Consider the following 21618-nt stretch of genomic DNA (forward strand, 5'->3'; position numbering starts at 1 on the left):
AAAAGAATGAGTATACCAAATGTAGAATTTGCCGTAATCGGAGGATCAGGTACATTGTCTAGCGATTTTCCATTGGGTGCAAAAGCTGATGATGTAACGATATTAGAAGATGAACTCGTTTTTGATACGCCATATGGGACAAGTCCGGTTTTTCGTTTATTTTCGGTAGGTAAGAAAAAAGTTTTAACTTGTAGAATGCATGGTTGGCGTAGTGAAGTGAGCCGAGCGGATGCGTCCAGACAAATCTTTTGGGTGTTTCGGGAAGCTGGAGTAAAACGAATTATCTCAGAAGGTGGAGTTGGGACAATTAATCCACTATTAGATCCGCGTGATTTTTTAATTCCAGATGATTATCTTGATATGTCAGAGCGTAAAGGCGTGGGCTTGGAAGGTAAGTATTTACTGATTATGCGTGATGCGCTTTGCCATGAACTGCGTCAAACGTTGATTGAAAAAACGAGAGCTGAATATAAAGGCAGAATTTTTACCCGTGGAACTTATGCAGTAACTGAAGGCAGACATTTTGAAAGCCCAGCAGAAATTGCAATGTTAAAAGGACATGCTGATATTGTTGGACAAAGTATTTGCCCAGAAGTGTATTTAGCAAGGGAAATTGGTGCATGTTATGCAGGAATATATTTTGTTGTAAATTATGGTGAAGGGTTAGTAAAATCTTGGTCGCATGAAATTTTGGAAAATATTTTTTACGATGATGCTCCAATGATTAGCCGTATTATTTTAGATACAATTCGTGATACACAAAGTGAAGGAAAATGTGAATGTAAAGATCTTCGCAAAGAAACACTATTAAAAGGTATTTACAATAAGTAGAATCTTGTGGTATATTGTCGTCATTACCAAAATCGAGGAGGAAAGAAATTTTGGAAAGTAAGCATCATGAAATGATATTAATATTAGATTTCGGTGGTCAATATAATCAATTGATTGCCAGACGTGTAAGAGAATGTGGCGTTTATTGTGAAATAGTGCCTTATGATTATAGTATTGAAAAAATTAAAGCGAAAAATCCACGTGGTATTATTTTTACAGGTGGACCTAATAGCGTGTATGGAGATGATACACCAAAAGCAGATTCACAAGTTTTTGAACTAGGAATTCCTGTACTTGGAATTTGTTATGGACACCAATTTATGGCATATACATTGGGCGGAGTAGTAGAAAGCCCAGATATTAGAGAATACGGAAAAACTGCAATTGCTTTAGATGGAGCATGCAAGTTATTTGAAGGAATTGATGCCGATAACGAATGCTGGATGAGTCATACAGATTTTGTTTCTAAAGCACCAGCAGGCTTCAAAGTTGTTGCAACTACGAAACAATGTCCAATTGCAGCAATGGCAAATAAAACAAAAAAATTATATGGTGTACAATTCCATCCAGAAGTTGAACATACACCATATGGCAAAAAAATGTTGGCGAATTTCTTATTTGATGTTTGTGAATTAGAAGCAGATTGGAATATGTCTTCTTTTGCTGAGAGTAAAATCGCTGAAATTAAAAAAATCGTTGGCGATAAAAAAGTTTTATGTGCTTTATCCGGTGGTGTTGATTCCTCAGTTGCAGCAGTGCTTGTACATAAGGCTGTTGGTAAACAATTAACTTGTGTGTTCGTTGATCATGGCTTACTTAGAAAAGATGAGGGTGATCAAGTAGAGGCAATTTTTAGAGAACAATTCGATATGAACTTAATTCGTGTCGATGCAAAAGATCGCTTCCTTGGGAAACTTGCCGGTGTATCTGATCCAGAGCGTAAACGTAAAATTATTGGTGAAGAATTCATTCGTGTATTTGAAGAAGAATCCAATAAACTTGGCAAAATTGATTTCCTAGTACAAGGTACAATTTATCCAGACGTTGTTGAAAGTGGAACAAAAACCTCTGCGACAATTAAAAGTCATCATAACGTAGGTGGCTTGCCAGAAGATATGGATCTAGAATTGATTGAACCACTTCGTGAATTGTTTAAAGATGAAGTTCGTGCGGTTGGTGAAGAATTAGGAATTCCACATCATTTAGTATGGCGTCAACCATTCCCAGGTCCAGGTCTTGCAATTCGCGTACTTGGTGAAATTACGGAAGAAAAACTATTTATCACGCGCGAAGCAGATGCGATCTTTAGAGATGAAGTTGCAAAAGCAGGTCTAGAAGGTAAGATATGGCAATACTTTGCTTGCTTGCCCAATATTCGTTCCGTAGGTGTTATGGGTGATGAAAGAACTTACTGTCACACAGTAGCACTAAGAGCAGTAACCAGTTCCGATGGGATGACTTCCGATTGGGCACATATCCCATACGAAGTATTAGATAAAATTTCCCGCCGTATCGTTAACGAAGTAAAAGGTGTAAATAGAATTGTTTATGATATAACAAGTAAACCACCATCCACAATTGAGTGGGAGTAAACAGAATTGTCTCGGGGCACTGCCGTTTATTCTGAAAAGGGCAAAAATGGCTAACCCGCCGACATAGACAAAAAGACCTTGCATTAAAGCTTTTTGAAGCTTATGCAGGGTCTTTTTTTATCCTCAACCCGCGTAAATAAAGGAATTTCTGCTTGCGAAAAAGAGCGTTCACCATGGAGTGACGGGCATATCTGGCAAAGCCAGAGAGAATACAGGAAAATGCCCTTTACAGAATAAACGGCAGTGCCCCGCGACATGGTGATATTTTCTTTTATGCTTTTTGGGAAAAAGCATATCGCTGTGATTTTCATGAAAGTTGGCTTGAAACGCCCGTAATACGGGGCGGGAAAGTATATTCATGATGTCCTATTTCCCAAAAACCGAATCTCCAATTCCTCTAAAAACCGCCCATTTTCATTTTTGGAAAGCGCTTTTGGGAAGATGGAGTCAAGCAGCAGAGCGTTCCTAATATGGAGGTTTTGCAAGGTGAGGAAGAAAAATTTTAAAGGACGTTGTGAAAAACGTGTCATTGCCAAGTGCAATGAGGTATGCAGGACATACGATGCGATCCAGTATGTCTATGCGGATGTTTTGCAAGCAAGTGATGGCTCAGAGAACCATTGTCTGCCGTATATCCCTGATTATGCAGATAGTGAGCTTGCTGAACAGATAATACACCTGCTGTAAATTAGTCAATGATTGTACAAGAATGGTGAACGTATTGAAAGCATTGTAAGTTGTTGAAGTATTTTATCTTTCCTTTTTATGCTTTGTTTGTGGAAAAGTCAATTTGATGGTAAAATAAGCAAAACCGCTTATTTACGGGCGGTTTTGAAATAATGAATAATAATTTTATTGTGCTTTTGGTTGTGATATAAACAATAAATTTTAGTTGATGAAAGGAAGTAGGTTTGTGATGAAATACTTTTATAAGTATATGCCATTAAGAAAAGAGTTTTTTGATAGTTTAATGATGAGAGCAACGCCTTTTGCAGCTCTTAATGATCCGTATGAGGGACTTTAAATGATGAACAATTTAAAACGGCAAACAAAGGGACGTGCACTGCCGTTTCAGGTCTATCCTGGGTACCCCCGATATTCGGGAAATGGTAATGTGAATTCAGCTGCGATTTATGTATATGGTTCATTAGCGAATGGAAAATAACTTTTGGTATTTATGCATGCTCAAAGCTCGAATAACTTGCTATCAATGGCTAATTATATTTGTTGAAAGGGATGAAATGTTATGAACGAAGTCATACAAAATATGTTAACAAGAAAAAGCATAAGAACTTATAAAAAGGATCAGGTCAAAGATGAGGATTTAAAGGACATTATTCAAGCCGCAATCCATGCACCGTCCGGAGGAAATTCGCAATCTTGGATTTTTACTGTGTTGCAAAATAACGATAGATTAGCTGAACTTAACGACCAAGTAAAAGAGACATATAAAAATATTGAAGTAAATGAAAAAACATATCGGTCCATTGTAGCAGGAAAGAATGCAGCAAAGAATGCTGGCTATAGTTTCTATTATCATGCACCTACCCTGATTCTTGTGTCTAATGCAAGGGAATATCCGAATGCAATGGCCGATTGTTCCGTGGCTATTGAAAATATGATGTTGGCAGCCCATTCTTTGGGTTTGAGTTCATGTTGGATTAACCAGCTTACATGGTTTGGTGATATTCCGGATATAAGAAAGCTCTTATCAGGTTATGGCGTTCCAGATGATTATATGGTATGTGGTTCTGTCGCATTAGGTTATAGTGAAAATGACTCGGGGAAATTGGTGCCTAGAAAAGAACCAAATGTGACTATTATAAAATAAGCAATAGAATAAGATTTAGATTGTTCATATATATATGATCCAGGATTTGTTAGTTCCCATTAGGATAAAGGAATCGGGCAAAAAGATTTTAAAATTGGTAAGAAATCACATGATGGGAATTATTAACGTTACATCAGATTCTCTTGCTGATGGAGGAAAATATAATAGCTTAGATAGAGCTGTTCCATGCAAAAGAAATTATAGGACAGGGGTTGATATAATCGATATTAGAGGAAAATAGTGAAGATGTTATTTCCAACCATGGAAAGACAGATGTCGATTTGTCAGTGAAGTCGCGGCTAGTCCTAATTTACTAGGGATAATTAAACGTTCTGAAAGCAACCGTATTAAAAGAAATGCAAAGATATTAACTCAAAGCGAATTCACAAAGAAAGTCATACTAAGGAGATCCCTTGATTTTTTATCATGGAAAAGCAGCCAACGTACAGGGATGATGAGGTATTCTGTTTATCTCTCTTGTAATTTGAAGGGTGGTAGCTATAATAATTGTAACAAGGTCGAGGATACTAGGTCGTGGGGCACTGCCATTTATCCTCCAAAGGGCAAAATGGCTTAGCCAGTGAGACATAGAAAAAATGACCTTGCATTAAAGCTTTTCGAAGCTTATGCAGGGCCATTTTTTTGTTTTTCAAACTATCCTCAAACTGCGTAAATACTGAAATTTCGGGAATATTCTGCTTACTAAAAAAGGCGGTCACCATGGAGTGACGGGAATTTCTGGAAAAGCCAGGGAGAATACAGGAAAATGCCTTTTGGAGAATAAATGGCAGTGACTCACGACATGAAAAACACGAATCCTTTAAAATTATAAGGGTTCGTGTTTTTTTAGGCGTACTAAAAACGTACTATTTTAATTTTATAAAATGTTTATTACATGATTTAACTGTTTATTGTTGCTATATGAAAAATATGGTACAATTCTAACAGGTGCTACTAAACGTAGGCGGTTAGTTCCCATTTGTATTCCGTTACATACGGAGGAATGGGGGTGATGCCATGAATGATGTAAATTTAACATTGTTACTTTTCATCATCTTGGTTTTTACCATAAAAAAAGATTAACCGCCCAGCCTCAGAAACTTTGCGGTTAATCTAATCGTAAATTCATGGGAGCTAACCGTTTTATCGGTAGCACCTTTTATATGATTATCATAACACAAATATTTTATACTATCAATTCAATTATTTAATAAAACATATGGATAAAGAGGATGAGGTATTGTGAAAATGCAAATTGAAACGGAGCGTTTACTTTTGCGTCCAATTACTATGGAGGATGCAGGGGATATTTTTGAATACAGCAAGAATCCTCATGTTGGTTCAAATGCGGGATGGAAGCCACATGGAAATATTGAAGAAACGATAGAAATCATGAAAATGATATTTATAAATCAAGACGGTATTTTCGGAATCATTTTAAAGAGTAACAAGAAGTTAATTGGGATAGTAGGAGTAATGTTAGATCCAAAACGGCAAAATCACAAGGCGTATATGTTAGGATATTCTTTAGCAGAACCATATTGGGGGCAGGGGATAATGACGGAGGCGGTAATGGAAACGATAAAATATGGATTTAGTCAAATGGATTTAGATTTAATCTCGGCTTATTGTTATCCTGAAAATGAACGCTCTAAAAGAATATTGAAAAAATGTGGATTTAAATATGAGGGATGTTTGAGTCAATGTGAGGAATTATATAATGGGAGAGTATTAGATAATGAATGTTATGCATTGCTTAATAAGAAGTGAATTCGCTTATTGTATTTAGTCAGTAAATCTAATATTTTTGTATCTTAGAATTTTTTATCATTTTGGATTTTTATTCGAATCTTTTTTATTCAAAGAGTTCCCAAAGGATTTTCCGAAAGTTTTCAAATCTTTCCTTGATAAGATAAAGACAAATTAGGAAAGGTGGAATTTAAATGAATAAGTTAACTAAAGGATTTGTTGCTATAGCAATGGTCGGAGTGTTGCAAATTGGATTTACGAGTGCTGTTTTAGAGGCTTCTCCTAGAGATGATAGACCGCCACAACGAGTTAGTCATCATGACAAACATCGAGATAAAGCTCACTATGATAAAGAGATGAAAAAAGAAAAAGAGCGTCATGAAAAAGAAATGAAACGTCATCCGGGAGAATCTAGACACGAATGGGAAAAAAGAAAGCATGAAGAAGAAAAGCGGCATCAGAATGAAATGGATAGAATTGCCGCTCTGCTTGTTGGAATTGCTATAGGAAGCTCTTTGTAAATTCCATTAATGATTGTAATTTTATAAGCTTTGTAAAAAATAAATAATGGCTGTCTGGCGAACCTTTTGGAGCTACATAAAAATAGGTATGTAAAGATTCGCTATGACAGCTCTTTTTGTATGGAAAATAAGTAATTTAAAAATAAACAGTCTTTACGGTAAAGAATATTTTTTATAAATGCCTTTTATGACGAATACAAACAAAATACTGCAAATTCCGTTGACAGTCTTAAAAATAATCTGTTATTATAAACAGAGTGGCGTAAATAGTAGTATAAGTTTTTAATTGGTATATATGTACTTGTCATTTTAGTTGTATGATAATTTTTGACAATTTTTGTTGATAAAACCATAAAATATTATCGACTCCGGCTCAATTGGTCGGAGTCGAATGAATTTACGATATAGGCGATAAGCTGAATTGGGGAACGATTGCCCTGTGGATTATTTGCATTACATGCAAATAATCAGAGCCCATATATTTTTATATGGTTAATATAGATAATTTTAAGCTAGTGAAGTTTATTCGCAAACAGAATTGAACCAAATGAATAAACTACGATAATTCGCGTATGTTAGGAAAGGTGGTTAATTCATGAAAAAAGTAGCTATTGTTATGGGGAGTGACTCTGATTGGCCAATATTAAAACCGGCGGCAGATTTACTAAAGGATTTTGGTATTGAATGTGAAGTCGTTGTTGCATCTGCACATCGTACACCAGCAAGAGTACATGATTTTGTTACTTCAGCACCTGAAAAAGGGATTGGTGTGTTTATTTCGGCAGCAGGCGCGGCAGCTCATTTAGGTGGTGTGATTGCAAGTCTTACAACACTTCCTGTAATTGGAGTTCCAATTAATGCAACTCCTTTAAATGGTATGGATGCATTACTTAGTACAGTTCAAATGCCATCTGGAATTCCAGTTGCAAGTATGGCTGTGAATGGGGCAAAAAATGCAGCAATTTTTGCGGCGCAAATTTTGGCTGTAAGCAATCCTAGTTTACAGGAAAGACTAATTGCACATCGCAAGCAAATGGCAGAAGAAGTTGAGAAGAAAGCAGCGAAGGTTGCAGCAAGTTTATAATATAAAGTAAGATTTGATTCAGGTGGAGTGTTTACTCCAGCTGAATCTTAGTCGACCTTATTCAGGAAATTAGCCGCTCACCTGTGCCCTGTGGGTATAACTCCTACTTATAGAAGTTAGGAGTCTTATAAGCAGAGAACAAAAATCTTTGATTTTGTGTGAATCGCTTATTTTGTCAGATGGGCGGGGTAGTTATTTGGTAAAAAATTATGAAATTTGGAGGCTATAAGCAATGGGAAAAAAACCATTATATGAAGGTAAAGCAAAGCAAATTTATGCAACGGAAAATCCTGATGAAGTATTAGTATATTATAGAGATGATGCAACTGCTGGTAATGGAGCAAAAAAAGGTACGATAGCAGATAAAGGGATTATGAATAATAAAATCGCATCATTTTTCTTTAAATTATTAAAAGAAAATGGTGTTGATAACCATTTTGTAAGTATGCCAAGCGATCGTGAGATGTTAGTAAAATCCTTGAAAATTTTACCTCTTGAAGTTGTAGTAAGAAACATTGCAGCAGGAAGCCTTGCGAAGCGTTTAGGTTTAGAAGAAGGCACAAAAATGTCTTGCCCTGTTGTTGAATTATATTATAAAAATGATGAACTTGGTGATCCATTAGTTAATGATTATCATATAAAAGCAATCGGCTTAGCAACGGAAACTCAAGTTGCTGAAGTAGAAAGCATTGCTTTAAAAGTAAATGAAATTTTAACAAAATATTTAGCAACAAAAAATATTGAATTGATTGATTTCAAACTTGAATTTGGTTTATACAAGGGTCAAGTATTGTTAGGGGATGAAATTTCTCCAGATACTTGTCGTTTCTGGGATACAGTAACAAAAGAAAAATTGGATAAAGATAGATTTCGTCGTGATATGGGCAATGTTGAGGATGCCTATAAAGAAGTATTACACAGATTAACAGGAGAGGTTAGATGATAGATTTAGAACTGGACAAGCTAAAAGAAGAATGTGGTGTTTTTGGCATTTATTCGCGAACTGAGGATGTAGCACTTAATACGTATTGGGGACTTTATGCGCTTCAGCATCGTGGACAGGAAAGTGCCGGGATTGCTATCACTGATGGTTCTTGGATGGATGTAACACGTGGAATGGGATTGGTAAATGAAGTTTTCCGCCATCAAGTACCACATATGGACAATCAATATATTGCCATTGGTCATGTTCGTTATTCGACGACTGGCTCCAGCCTTCTAGCTAATACTCAACCGTTAATGGTAAATTATTCTGGTGGTAAAATTAGTTTGGCTCATAATGGTAACTTAACAAATGCAGCAGAAATTAGACGTGAATTAGAAGAGCAAGGTACAGTTTTCCAAACTTCAATTGACAGTGAGGTTTTTGTGAATTTAATTGCGAGATCTCGCAAGGAATCAGTTGAAGAAAAAATTATGGAAAGTTTAGTGAAAATTAAAGGTGCATATTGCTTAACGATTATGACAGAAGAAAAGTTAATTGGTGCACGTGATCCGCAAGGGTTCAGACCGCTTTGTATCGGGAAAATGGGAGATTCATGGGTGCTATCTTCCGAGTCTTGTGCACTTGATACAGTTGGAGCTGAATTTGTTCGAGATGTAGAACCAGGTGAAATGGTTGTGATCAACGATAAAGGGCTTAAGTCATATCATTTTGCAACAGCTGATAAAAAGGCAGCATGCGTATTTGAATATATTTACTTTGCTCGTCCAGATAGTGTGATTGATGGACAGAGTGTTCATGATGCAAGATTTGAAATGGGTCGTATATTAGCAAGAGAAAGTGGTTTTAAAGCAGATATTGTTATTTCTGTACCTGATTCTGGTACTACGGCGGCAACTGGCTTTGCTTATGAATCTGGAATTCCATTTAAAGAAGGTTTAATGAAAAATCGCTATATTGGGCGTACTTTTATTCAACCTAGTCAACAAAAACGTGATACAAGTGTCAGACTTAAATTAAATGCAATTAAATCAGTAGTAAATGGTAAATCTGTAATTATGGTTGACGATTCTATTGTGCGCGGTACGACGAGCGGAAAAATTGTTCGCATGCTCAAGGCAGCTGGTGCTACAGCTGTTCATATGTGTGTAAGTTCGCCTCCAATCGGTTATCCATGTTATTATGGAATTGACACTTCTGCACGTAAAGAATTGATTGCAGCTACAAAAACAGTAGAAGAAATTCGTCAATATATTGGGGCAGATTCTTTACATTTCTTATCTATTGAAGGATTAAAAGAGTCGCTAAAAGCAGTAAGCTGTGAAGATATGTGTTATGCTTGCTTTAATAGTGCATATCCTGGTGAAAAACCTAAAGAAGATACAATTGGTGCAGATAAATACGTTTTTGAAAAGAAAAAGTAAAAATAATTAAGCTCTGAATTGGGGGAGTTCGATGACTACTGAAAATAAATCTCAACAATTAACTTATCGTGATGCTGGTGTTGATATTGACGCCGGCAATCATGCTGTAACATTGATGAAAAAACATGTAAAATCTACTTATCGTCCTGAGGTATTAGGTGATTTAGGTGGTTTTGGTGGATTATTCGCTTTAAATAGCGGAAAATATAAAGAACCAGTTCTCGTCTCTGGTACAGATGGTGTGGGGACGAAATTACGTTTGGCTTTTATGCTGGACAAACATGATACAATTGGTCAAGATGCAGTTGCAATGTGTGTGAATGATATTTTAGTGCAAGGTGCAGAACCTTTATTTTTCCTTGATTATTTAGCTGTGGGCAAACTTGAGCCAGAAAAAGTTGCAGCAATTGTAAGTGGTGTTGCTGGTGCTTGTAAAGAATCTGGGTGTGCGTTAATTGGTGGAGAAACTGCTGAGATGGCAGGTTTTTATCCAGATGGTGAATATGATATTGCTGGTTTTGCTGTTGGTATCGTGGATAAGGCAAAGATTATTACAGGTGCAAATATTAAGCCAGGTGATATTTTAATCGGATTACCATCAACTGGTGTACATTCTAATGGTTACTCACTTGTAAGAAAAATTTGTTTTGATGTAAAAGGGTTTAAAGGCGATGAATATATTGAAGAATTCGGTAAGACGATTGGTGAAGAATTATTAACACCGACACGTTTATATCCAAAAGTTTGTATGCCTTTAACAGAAAAATTCACGATTCATGGTATGGTGCATATTACTGGTGGTGGATTCTATGATAATATTCCACGGGTTTTACCGGAAAATTGTGGAGTAGAAGTAGATTCTACATCTTGGGAAAGACCAGCTGTTTTCGATAAATTGCAAGAGTGGGGCAACGTTGCTTGGACGGAAATGTACCGTACTTTTAATATGGGGATTGGTATGGCTTTAGTTGTTCCAGCAAATGAAGTTGAAAAAATTCAAGCGCATTTAGCAGCAAATAATGAAACTGCTTATGTGATTGGTAAAGTTGTCGAAGGTAAGCAAGAAGTTGTGATAAAAGGTGGGGTTTTTAATGACTAATACTGCAGTATTAGGCGTTTTAGCCTCTGGTCGCGGCAGTAATTTGCAATCGATCATTGATGCAATTGATATTGGTAGAATTAAGGCAGAAATTGCAGTTGTGATTAGTGATAAACCAGAAGCAAATGCTTTAAAACGCGTAGCTGAATTAGGAATACCTGCGGTTTGTGTAGATCGTAAGCTTTATGATACGAAAGAAGAATTTGAAAAAGCATTGGTAGAAGAACTTGAAAAACATCGTGTGGATTTAGTTATTTTAGCTGGATTTATGCGTATTTTAAGTCCGTATTTTGTAAATGCTTTTAAAAATAAAATCATGAATATTCATCCTTCTTTATTACCGGCTTTCCCTGGTGCACATGCACATCGCAGCGTTTTAGAATACGGTGCGAAAGTTTCTGGCTGTACAATTCATTTTGTAGATGAAGGAATGGACAGTGGTCCGATTATTTTGCAGGAGTCTGTTCCAGTGCTTGATGATGATACCGAGGAAACTCTGGCTGCTCGTGTACTCAAAGTGGAACATGTATTATATCCAAAAGCAATTGCATTGTATTTGGAAGATAAACTTGAAATAAACGGTAGACGTGTAATGATTAAAGAATAGAGAATAGGTGGGAAAAGCATGAAAATTAAACGTGCCTTAATCAGTGTTTCTGATAAAACTGGTGTTATTGAATTTGCGAAAAAGCTTCATGCTGCTGGGGTAGATATTATTTCTACTGGCGGTACAATGAAAACTTTAAAAGAAGCAGGTATTCCTGTAACTTATGTAAGTGAAGTGACTGGGTTTCCTGAGATTATGGATGGTCGTGTAAAAACTTTAAATCCATATATTCATGGTGGTATACTTGCAATTCGTGATAATGCAGAGCATGTGGAAGCGATGAAAAAACATAATATTACAGGCATTGATATGGTTGTTGTAAATCTTTATCCATTCCGTCAAACAATTGCCAAACCAGGGGTTGAACTTGCAGAAGCAATTGAAAATATTGATATTGGTGGGCCTGCGATGATTCGTGCGGCAGCAAAAAATTTCAAATATGTAACTGTGGTTGTAAATCCTGCACGTTACGATGAGATTGCAGCTGAACTTACAAGTGATGCTGGTATTACTGATGGACTTCGTATGTCTCTTGCAAAAGAAGCTTTTGGGCATACCGCTGAGTATGATGCTTGTATTAATCAATACTTAGCTAAAGAGTTAGGCGAAGGCAATTTCCCTAATACAGTACATATGACGTTAGAAAAAGTTCAAGATTTACGTTATGGTGAAAATCCACATCAAAATGCTGCTTTCTATCGTGAAGCACATAGTCCAATCGGGGTTGCGAATGCGAAACAATTGCACGGAAAAGAACTTTCTTTCAATAATATTGTTGATATAGAATCAGCTTATAATATTGTAGCTGAATTTAAAGATCCAGCAGTAGCGATTATTAAACATACAAATCCTTGCGGTGCAGGAATTGGTGCAACAATTTCTGAAGCTTACACAAAAGCATATGAAGCAGATCCGTTATCTGCTTTTGGTGGTATTGTGGCATTAAATCGTACAGTAGATAAAGCAACTGCACAGCAAATCAGTGAAATTTTTATTGAGGTTGTGATTGCTCCTGCCTTTGATGAAGAATCGCTTGAAATTTTAACAGCGAAGAAAAATATTCGTCTATTAACATTACCGCTTCCTGAACTTGGCGGTTCTCGTATGGATATGAAAAAAGTGGCTGGTGGAATGTTACTTCAAGATGCAGATACGCTTGAGGCAAAACGCGAAGAAATGCAAGTCGTTTCTAAGCGTCAACCAACAGAAGAAGAATGGCGTCAAGCAATGTTTGCTTGGAAAATTGTAAAGCATGTAAAATCTAATGCGATTGTTGTTGCTGGCAATGACCAAACGTATGGTGTTGGTGCAGGTCAAATGAATCGTGTAGGTTCAGCAGCAATTGCACTTGAACAAGCTGGTGAAAAAGCAAAAGGTGCTGTACTTGCTTCTGATGCATTCTTACCGTTTAGAGATTCTGTGGATACGGCTGCAAAAGCTGGTATCACATTAGTTATTCAAACTGGCGGATCAATTCGTGACCAAGAATCTATTGATGCAGCGAATGAACATGGGATTACAATGATTTTCACTGGTAGAAGACATTTTAAACATTAATTGAATTGATTTTCAATATTTTAAGATAAAGTCGCACTTACTTTTTCGCAAGGATGAGTTTTCGTGCGACTTATCTATATAGGAGTGATTGTGTGCGTATATTAGTCATTGGCGGCGGTGGTCGCGAACATACGTTAGCTTGGAAACTTTCTCAAAGTCAAGGTGTGGAGAAAATGTATGCGATTCCGGGCAATCCTGGGATGGAAAGCCTTGCTGAATGTATAAGTAATATTTCTATTTCTGATAATATTTCCTTGGTGAAATTCGCAAAAGAACATAAAATTGACCTAACTGTTGTAGGACCAGAATTGCCATTGGCAAACGGTTTGGTAGATGCTTTTGAAGAAGCGGGATTAAAAGCTTTTGGCCCAACAAAAGCAGCAGCTGAAATTGAAGGATCAAAAGCTTTTTCTAAATGGTTAATGAAAAAATACGAAATTCCTACAGCTAAATTTGAAGTATTTACTGATGCTCAAAAAGCGCGTGAATATGTAAAAGCGCAGGGGGCACCAATTGTTATTAAGGCCGATGGCTTAGCGGCAGGCAAAGGTGTAATTGTAGCAGCGACACTACAAGAGGCTTTAGAAGCTGTGGATAGCATTATGTGCGATCATACTTTTGGTGATGCTGGAAGTCGGGTAGTTATTGAAGAATGCTTGGTTGGTGAAGAAGCTTCCCTACTTGCATTTACGGATGGCAAAACGATTATTCCAATGATTTCTTCACAAGATCATAAACGTGCATTTGATAATGATGAAGGTCCAAATACTGGTGGGATGGGAACTTATGCACCAGCTCCAGTATTAACGCAAGATTTACTCAAGCAAGTACAAAAAGAAATTCTTGAACCAACCGTAAAAGCAATGCAGCAAGAAGGCCGGAAATACTGCGGTTGTTTATATGCAGGGCTTATGATTACAGCAGACGGTCCGAAAGTTATTGAGTTCAATGCACGCTTTGGTGATCCGGAAACACAAGTTGTATTGCCATTATTGGATGGTGATTTAGCACAAATTATGCTAGCGTGTATTGAGGGGAATTTAGCTAAAACTGAAGTGAAATGGGAAGAAAAAGCGACTGTTTGTGTAGTTATGGCAGCAGGTGGTTATCCGGCGAATTATAAAAAAGGTGATGTAATCACTGGCATGGATAAAGCAGAGGCTGATGGGGCGGTGGTATTCCATGCAGGTACGGCAAAAACGGAGGCTGGAATTGTAACCAATGGCGGACGCGTATTAGGCGTTACAGCTAAAGCGGATAATATTAAAGAGGCTGTAGATAAAGCCTATAAAGCAGCTAGCAAAATTAATTTTGCAAAAGTACACTATCGTAAGGATATTGCATATCGTGCAATTGCTCGTTTAAAATAAAGAGTATTTTTTAAATCATGGGAAAGTATATCAATAATACTACCCATGATTTTTTTGATTGAAAAAGGTATAATGTCATAGATTGACGAATAAAAGAATGCAGGAAGGAGTATGTATATGGATGTTGGTTTATTATTAGTGAATATTGGTTTAATTATTATGCTGCTGGCGAGTTTAGGATTAACGATCATCGGTATGCCCGGGAATATTGTTATTTTTCTTACTGCACTTGCCTATGGCTTTTATGATCACTTTGTCCATCTTTCTCTTATGGATTTAGGCATTGTATTGGGTGCTATTATATTAGGTGAAGTATTTGAAACATTTACAGGTGCAGTTTGGGCAAGCAGAGAGAAAGCATCAAAACGTGCTGTTATATTTGCTGTAATTGGAACAGTTATTGGAGGACTTATAGGCACGGCTTTTACTCCTATTATTGGCTCAATTATTGGCGCCTTAGCCGGTGGATTTACAGTAAGTTGGTTTGTTGAGTATCAACTAACTAATGATAAAGAACATGCAATTCGTGTGGCAACGAGTGTAATAAAAGGACAGATACTTGGTGTGATTATAAAATTCACCATTGCGTTAGTTACGATTATTTATTTATTATTTAATTTAGCATGGTAACTAAGTTGTTAGCTGAGAAATATCATAGGAAGAGAAAAAAAGTATATACTATTAAAAACTTATTTATCAGATGACTAATCTACTCATCTGACGAAATAAGCGATTCACACAAAATCAAATGTTTTGGTTCTCGCTTATAAGACGCTCGCCTTCTATAGGTGAGAGATATACCCACAGGCGAGAAGCTAAGTTTCTGAATCAAGTCTACTTTATAAAAATTTTTAGTCAGATGTAAATTTACAAAATAGATGTATAATTTAGAACTAAGATTCTAGATTTAGAATAAGGAGGATATTGATGTCACTTATAGTTGGTCAAGAGTATAGTGGTTTTGAATTAAAAGAAATAGCAGAGGTTAAAGAAATAGGCTCAACAGCTTATCAGTTTATCCATAAAAAAAGCGGCGCAAAATTATTATTTATGGAAAATGAAGATGACAATAAAGTTTTTTCGATTACGTTTCGGACGCCACCGAATGACAGTACAGGTGTACCCCATATTGTAGAACATTCTGTATTATGTGGTTCGCGGAAGTTTCCAATGAAAGAACCATTTGTAGAGCTTGTTAAGGGGTCATTAAATACGTATTTAAATGCAATGACGTTTTCAGATAAAACGATGTATCCGGTCGCAAGTCGCAATGATAAAGATTTTCAAAATCTGATGGATGTTTATCTTGATGCGGTGTTTTATCCTGTAATGTATGATTGTCCAGAAGTTTTTATGCAGGAAGGCTGGCATTATGAAGCGGAATCGAAAGATTCCGAATTGAGATATAAAGGTGTTGTATACAATGAAATGAAAGGGGCTTTTTCTTCTCCAGAGGCTATTTTGGACAAGGAAATTCTCGCTTCTTTATTTCCTGATACCACGTATGGATATGAGTCTGGAGGAGATCCAGATGTAATTCCAGAACTTACCTTAGAAGGTTTTTTAGCTTTTCATCAAAAATATTATCACCCATCCAATAGTTATATTTATTTGTATGGAAAGATGGATATAGTAGAAAAATTATCGTTTTTAGATAAAGAATATTTAAGTGCTTTTGAAGCGAAATCGATTGATTCAACCATCGAAGAACAAAAACTGTTTAGTGAGCCAAAGTATGTAGAAAGTTATTATCCAGCTTCGGCAAATGAAGATATTCGGGAGAAAACGTTTTTAAGTTTAAATTGTATTGTTGGAAAAGCAGAAGAAACGGAAACAATGATGGCATTGCAAATCCTTGAGCATTTCTTATTGAGAACGCAATCAGCACCATTGAAGAAAGCTTTAATTGACGCAAACATCGGGAAAGATGTATTGAGCTCATTTGCAGATAGCATCTTACAGCCATCCTTTAGCATTATTGTTAGTGGTTCTGATGTTGATCAAGTAGAAGCGTTTAAACGGGTGACAAAAGAAACATTAGAAAAGTTAGTCCGTGAGGGAATTGATCGAGAGTTAATTGAAGCATCGATTAATTTATTAGAATTTAAATTACGTGAAGCTGATTTTGGGCAAAGTCCAAAAGGGTTAATTTACAATATTAAATGTATGGATAGTTGGCTTTATGATGCCAGTCCATTATTAGGGATTTCGTATGAAAAGCCTTTGGAACACATTAAGAGTGCGCTGGATAATCGTTATTTTGAAAAATTAATTGAAACAAGATTTCTTAATAATTCACATATGACGTTAGTAGTATTAAAGCCAAAACAAGGGTTAGGCGAATTGCGTGCCAAAGAAATCAGAACAGAATTAGCTGCACATAAAGCAAAGTTATCGGAAACAGAAATTGAAAACTATATAGAAATGACGAAAAAATTACAGCTTCGCCAAGAAACCCCTGATACACCAGATGCTTTAGCGACAATTCCATTATTAAAACTACAAGATATTGAGCCAAAATCTGAACAACTGATTTTAGAAGAAAAAAACATTTTAAATACACAAGTGTTATTCCATCCAATTTCCACAAATAAAATTGCCTATTTGAATTTATATTTTGATGCAGCGACTTTGCCGCAAGATTTAGTTTTATATGCTTATTTATTGGCAGAGCTGTTAGGCAAAGTATCAACGGAAAATTATGAATATAGTTCACTGGCAAATGAGGTAAATAGCAGTACGGGCGGCATTGCGTATGATGTGATTGCATTTACGGAAAGTCATAGTGCAGAGGTTTATTATCCGAAATTTAAGGTTAAGGCAAAAGCTTTGGTGAAAAAACTTCCAAATCTAATGAAACTTCTGTCTGAGGTTTTAACAAAGAGTAAATTTGATGATAAAAAACGTGTAAAAGAATTGATCGCACAATTAAAATCCTCACTCGAAATGTATTTGCTTAGAAATGCGCAACAAGTGGTTGCAGGTCGCGTTTTATCCTATTTTTCACCGGCAAGTCGGTATAATGAGCAAGGCTTGTTAAGCTTTTATGAGTTTATCGTAGACTTAAATAAGAATTTTGAATCGCGGTATGCTGTTATTCAAGAAAATTTTGCGAAAATTATGCCGATGCTCTTTAATAAAAATGAAATGGTTACAAGCATTACTTTAGATAAAAGCGATTATGATATTTTTGCAAAAGAGTACCCCAAATTTTTAAATGTTTTACATGACATAAAATTTACAAAGCAAGAATATGAATTTACAATTGATAAATTGAATGAAGGTTTAATGACGTCAAGTAAAATTCAATATGTAGCAAAAGGTGCGAATTTTAATCGCTTAGGTTTTGCATTTAGTGGAAGCCTACGTGTTTTAGAGACAATTTTACGTTATGATTACCTATGGAATCGTATCCGTGTACAAGGTGGAGCTTATGGCGCGTTTACGCAATTTAGACGTACGGGGAATATGGTTTTTGGTTCTTATCGAGATCCAAATCTAGCGGAAACCATTGATGTATATAATGAAACTGCAAATTATATGCGTAACTTTACTGTAGATGAACGTGAAATGACAAAATACATCATCGGATCAATGAGTACGCTTGATACACCGCTTACGCCGCAAATGAAGGGTGAAGTTGCAGCTGAATGTCATATTCGACATATTACACAAGCAGATATACAAAGAGAACGAGACCAAGTACTGGCAACAAAGCAAGAGGATATTAGAAGTCTAGCTAACTTAATTGATGCATGTATGAAAGAGAATTATCTTTGTGTACTAGGTGGGGAAGAAAAGATAAAAGAAAATAAAGAGATATTTAATAGCTTAAAACAAGTATTTAATTAATCAAAAAAAAGATTGCCGTATTTACAATAATGCGTGCAATCTTTTTTTTTGAATTTTTTATTGTAAATCCAAAAATAAGAAGTTAACAAGTCGAAAAAAGATGATATAATGTAAAATGAGTCGTTTGGAGGGAATTGTTTGATTGATTTACATTGTGATACAATTTCTGCTTTATATAATAATCCTGAATGTGGTTCTTTAAAAAAAAACTCGCTTCAGGTAGATATAGAAAAGTTGAAACAGGGACATAGTACTGCTCAGTTTTTTGCTATGTTTGTTGATACAGCAGTAATTGAAGATTCTTTTTTATATTGCAATAATTTAATTCGTAAATTTTATCAAGAATTAGCCTTAAATAAAGACTGCATAGAAATTGCTCACAATTTCTATGAGTATTTAGAAAATGATAAGAATAAGAAAATATCTGCTTTTTTAACAATTGAAGAAGGCGCAGTGCTAAAAGGTGATTTAACGAATTTGAATAGATTTTATCAGCAGGGGGTTCGTTTAATTACTTTGACCTGGAATTATGCCAATGAAATTGGGTATCCAAATTTTAATTTTACATATCAAAATAAAGGCTTAACTTCTTTTGGAAAATCAGTTGTTTGTGAGATGAATCGCTTGGGGATGATTGTCGACGTGTCACACTTGTCCGATCAAGGATTTTATGATGTTGCCAAAATCAGCTGTAAGCCATTTGTTGCCTCACATTCTAATAGCCGGGCGATGGTGTATCATAGTCGCAATTTGACGGATGATATGATACGCGTATTAGCGGAAAAGGGTGGCATTATCGGGATTAATTTTTCGAATAATCTTTTGTCTGTTTCAAGTTATAGTTATGTGGAAGATATGATACGGCATATGAAGCATATTTATCAAATTGGTGGCAGTGATGTATTGGCCTTGGGGACTGATTTTGATGGGATTCATGCAATTTTGGAAGTTGAAAACATTGGTCAAATTGACAAATTATTTGGAGCTTTGAAAAGTCAAGGTTTTAAAAATGATGATATTGAAAAAGTTTCTAAGTTAAATTGTTTAAGGGTAATTAGAGATTGTCTAGTTTAGGAACAAAGGGATGGGAGTGGTAATATGGACAAAATTAAAGATCAGATTGATTTAAGCGATCCAAAAAATAAACGTCAGCATATTTTAGATGCAGCTTACATTGTATTTTCACGTAAAGGATTTCATCGTGCAACAGTAGATGAAATTATAAAGTTGGCGGATACTGGCAAAGGGACGGTATATAATTATTTTATTAATAAAGAAAATTTATTCTATACTTTAATAGAGGAAAGAAGTGCCCCTTTTCGTCATCATATTTCTAATATTAAGAAGGATAATATTCCGCCATTAGAGAAAATACGATTAATGACGCGTGAGTTTTTATCTTTTTATGATAAACATGCAGATTTATGGCGTGTGTTTATGCATGAAGTTCGTTGTTTTGGGGAAGTGGGCTATCCAGGGTTTAGTGAAGAACAGCAAAAAAAATGTCGGAGAAATTTTGAAGAACCTTTAGAAACCTTAGAAACTGTGATAAAAGAGGGAATTGAACAAGGCGTTCTTATCGTAGCAAGTTCTAAACAAGCTGCCTATGGTTTATTAAGCGCAATTCTTGCGATTGTGTTTCAAAAGTTAATTGGTGATGACTTTGACCAAACCGCAGAAAATATTGCTCGAGTATTTTTATTTGGTATCGCAAATAAATAAGTGCTATAATATAGCCTTGTAAATGATTTTGCAGGGGGCATTTTTTTGGAAATCGATATTACCGAGAAAGTATATAAAATAATAAAATATTGTTTGATTTGTATCTTATTTCTTGTACTTGGAATGAGTTCAATCATATATTGCTGGCAAAAAAATGATGCTTATCTTGTTATCTCTGATGCGCAAATTCAAGGAAAAAACGTAAATATCATGAGTAAGGTATCAGGTACGGTACAAGATATTTTAGTAGAAGATGGAGCTATGGTGGAAGCTGGCCAGACAATTGCAATTTTGCAAGTCGAAATTTCGCCAGAGCAAATAAAAGAATTAGAAAATAATTTAGAAAATGCAAAACTTCGCTATAATAATATACTTTCGACACCGGATGTGATTACGCCGACTGAGCAGAATAATACAGCAGTAGATCAAATAGCTGTAGAATCAGCACAGAAAAATTTAGATAGGGCAGCGGAAAATAAGGACAAGATGGAAAAGCTATTTGCGATGGGAGCGATTAGTGCTGTGCAAAATAATGCAGCGCAAGCTGCTTATCAGGCAGCTTTAGATAATTTTACTGCTGCAAATACACCTAGAGTAAATTCTGCAGCAGTAGTGAATCAGGTTGCAAATAAGCAAGAGCTATTGCGTATTGCTCAATTACAGATTGACCAGGCTAAATTAGCGTATGAGCAAAGTAAATCTGCTCAGCAATCTGCTGTTATTACTGCGCCAGTGAGTGGAATGGTAAATTTAAATAGTTTTACAATAGATACAAAGGTTCAAGCAGGGCAGAATTTATTTACTGTAAGCGATATCGCTGATGTTTGGGTAGAAGCTAAAATTAATCGAAATGATGTTTATAAAGTGGGGTTAGGCAATTTCTCAAGTTATTCAATAACAGAATATCCAAGGCTAATTTTTAAAGGAACGGTCTTTGATATTATAGGCGATGAAGCTTTAGAACAGGTTGATGATAATGTGGCGATATTAAAGATTTCTGTTCCAACGGATGGAGATACGGTATTTAAACCAGGAATGCATGTAAATTTAAAAATTACATTATAAAAAAATTTAGTAGAATTAAATTTAATATTCAATTTTCATCATATAAAAAAGGTCTCTTTTAATTTATATTTTTATGAATAAAAATTTAAAAAATATGCAAAACAAAAGTCGTCGACCACAGATAGCGTAAAAACATCTAGAGGTCGACGACTTTTTGATGAAAAATTTATGGGTTTTCAAAAGAAAATGTCAATAAAGTTAAGTACTTGTATAAATATTAGTGGATTTTTTACTATTTTAAGGTATAATTAGGGTTATTAGATTACCTATAAGGAATTGAAACTTGCGCCTATGAAATACAGCAGGTAAATTGCCTTCTTTGTTATTAGATTACCTATAAGGAATTGAAACCCCAAGGGTCAACTTCTTGG

General features: G+C 35.6%; 20 protein-coding genes and 1 CRISPR repeat array (1 of these 21 cut by a window edge). All 20 genes read left to right on the top strand.

All coding sequences use genetic code 11. The annotated features are described in order from the left end of the window. Positions 1 to 6: 6 nt before the first annotated feature. The 20 genes from ACWZFG_RS01450 to ACWZFG_RS01545 all read left to right on the top strand — a co-directional run bounded on the left by ACWZFG_RS01450 (position 7) and on the right by ACWZFG_RS01545 (position 21247). On the top strand, positions 7 to 831 hold the full coding sequence (locus ACWZFG_RS01450) for an MTAP family purine nucleoside phosphorylase (RefSeq protein ID WP_177504234.1): 825 nt from the start codon (positions 7 to 9) through the stop codon (positions 829 to 831). 50 nt (positions 832 to 881) lie between these two features. Further along, positions 882 to 2423: a glutamine-hydrolyzing GMP synthase gene (guaA, locus tag ACWZFG_RS01455; protein ID WP_455576933.1), complete on the top strand. Its 1542-nt coding sequence runs from the start codon at positions 882 to 884 to the stop codon at positions 2421 to 2423. 486 nt (positions 2424 to 2909) lie between these two features. Then, positions 2910 to 3110, top strand: coding sequence for a hypothetical protein (locus tag ACWZFG_RS01460; RefSeq protein WP_455576934.1), 201 nt, complete (start codon positions 2910 to 2912; stop codon positions 3108 to 3110). A gap of 337 nt (positions 3111 to 3447) precedes the next feature. Further along, positions 3448 to 3588 (top strand): hypothetical protein, encoded by a 141-nt coding sequence (locus tag ACWZFG_RS01465; protein ID WP_177504236.1) that lies wholly within the window; start codon positions 3448 to 3450, stop codon positions 3586 to 3588. Positions 3589 to 3669: 81 nt separating this feature from the next. After that, positions 3670 to 4254 carry a nitroreductase gene (locus ACWZFG_RS01470; protein WP_177504238.1) on the top strand — a complete coding sequence of 195 codons (585 nt, stop codon included), beginning with the start codon at positions 3670 to 3672 and terminating at the stop codon, positions 4252 to 4254. Between the two features lie 112 nt (positions 4255 to 4366). Beyond that, complete coding sequence (locus ACWZFG_RS01475) at positions 4367 to 4495, top strand: dihydropteroate synthase (RefSeq protein ID WP_455576960.1); 129 nt, start codon at positions 4367 to 4369, stop codon at positions 4493 to 4495. A 1007-nt stretch (positions 4496 to 5502) separates the two neighbouring features. Next, complete coding sequence (locus ACWZFG_RS01480; RefSeq protein ID WP_177504275.1) at positions 5503 to 6024, top strand: GNAT family N-acetyltransferase; 522 nt, start codon at positions 5503 to 5505, stop codon at positions 6022 to 6024. Between the two features lie 173 nt (positions 6025 to 6197). Beyond that, positions 6198 to 6524, top strand: a complete 327-nt coding sequence (locus ACWZFG_RS01485) for a hypothetical protein (protein ID WP_177504242.1) — start codon at positions 6198 to 6200, stop codon at positions 6522 to 6524. A 595-nt stretch (positions 6525 to 7119) separates the two neighbouring features. After that, a complete protein-coding gene (purE, locus tag ACWZFG_RS01490) occupies positions 7120 to 7608 on the top strand; it encodes a 5-(carboxyamino)imidazole ribonucleotide mutase (RefSeq protein WP_418627008.1) in 489 nt (162 codons plus the stop codon). A 232-nt stretch (positions 7609 to 7840) separates the two neighbouring features. Continuing rightward, positions 7841 to 8551 carry a phosphoribosylaminoimidazolesuccinocarboxamide synthase gene (gene purC, locus ACWZFG_RS01495; RefSeq protein WP_177504246.1) on the top strand — a complete coding sequence of 237 codons (711 nt, stop codon included), beginning with the start codon at positions 7841 to 7843 and terminating at the stop codon, positions 8549 to 8551. Beyond that, on the top strand, positions 8548 to 9975 hold the full coding sequence (purF, locus tag ACWZFG_RS01500) for an amidophosphoribosyltransferase (protein ID WP_177504248.1): 1428 nt from the start codon (positions 8548 to 8550) through the stop codon (positions 9973 to 9975). Before purC ends, purF begins: the two co-directional genes overlap by 4 nt. Before the next feature lie 31 nt (positions 9976 to 10006). Next, positions 10007 to 11074: a phosphoribosylformylglycinamidine cyclo-ligase gene (gene purM / locus ACWZFG_RS01505; protein ID WP_147667929.1), complete on the top strand. Its 1068-nt coding sequence runs from the start codon at positions 10007 to 10009 to the stop codon at positions 11072 to 11074. Further along, the gene (gene purN / locus ACWZFG_RS01510) at positions 11067 to 11681 is read left to right on the top strand and encodes a phosphoribosylglycinamide formyltransferase (protein WP_147667931.1); all 615 of its coding nucleotides are present in this window, start codon (positions 11067 to 11069) and stop codon (positions 11679 to 11681) included. Before purM ends, purN begins: the two co-directional genes overlap by 8 nt. An 18-nt stretch (positions 11682 to 11699) precedes the next feature. Beyond that, a complete protein-coding gene (purH, locus tag ACWZFG_RS01515) occupies positions 11700 to 13238 on the top strand; it encodes a bifunctional phosphoribosylaminoimidazolecarboxamide formyltransferase/IMP cyclohydrolase (RefSeq protein ID WP_177504252.1) in 1539 nt (512 codons plus the stop codon). Positions 13239 to 13330: 92 nt separating this feature from the next. Next, positions 13331 to 14608, top strand: coding sequence for a phosphoribosylamine--glycine ligase (gene purD / locus ACWZFG_RS01520; RefSeq protein ID WP_455576935.1), 1278 nt, complete (start codon positions 13331 to 13333; stop codon positions 14606 to 14608). 117 nt (positions 14609 to 14725) lie between these two features. Then, positions 14726 to 15238: a DUF456 domain-containing protein gene (locus ACWZFG_RS01525; RefSeq protein ID WP_177504256.1), complete on the top strand. Its 513-nt coding sequence runs from the start codon at positions 14726 to 14728 to the stop codon at positions 15236 to 15238. Between the two features lie 297 nt (positions 15239 to 15535). Continuing rightward, positions 15536 to 18460, top strand: a complete 2925-nt coding sequence (locus ACWZFG_RS01530) for an insulinase family protein (protein ID WP_455576936.1) — start codon at positions 15536 to 15538, stop codon at positions 18458 to 18460. A 138-nt stretch (positions 18461 to 18598) separates the two neighbouring features. Then, complete coding sequence (locus ACWZFG_RS01535) at positions 18599 to 19534, top strand: dipeptidase (protein WP_455576937.1); 936 nt, start codon at positions 18599 to 18601, stop codon at positions 19532 to 19534. Between the two features lie 24 nt (positions 19535 to 19558). Further along, the gene (locus ACWZFG_RS01540; RefSeq protein ID WP_177504262.1) at positions 19559 to 20182 is read left to right on the top strand and encodes a TetR family transcriptional regulator; all 624 of its coding nucleotides are present in this window, start codon (positions 19559 to 19561) and stop codon (positions 20180 to 20182) included. Positions 20183 to 20227: 45 nt separating this feature from the next. Further along, the gene (locus ACWZFG_RS01545; RefSeq protein ID WP_177504264.1) at positions 20228 to 21247 is read left to right on the top strand and encodes an efflux RND transporter periplasmic adaptor subunit; all 1020 of its coding nucleotides are present in this window, start codon (positions 20228 to 20230) and stop codon (positions 21245 to 21247) included. 253 nt (positions 21248 to 21500) lie between these two features. Continuing rightward, a CRISPR array of direct repeats spans positions 21501 to 21618; the repeat unit is 30 nt; unit sequence GTTATTAGATTACCTATAAGGAATTGAAAC; it runs 1397 nt beyond the window's last position.

It is taken from the genome of Anaerosinus sp., from assembly GCF_965318445.1.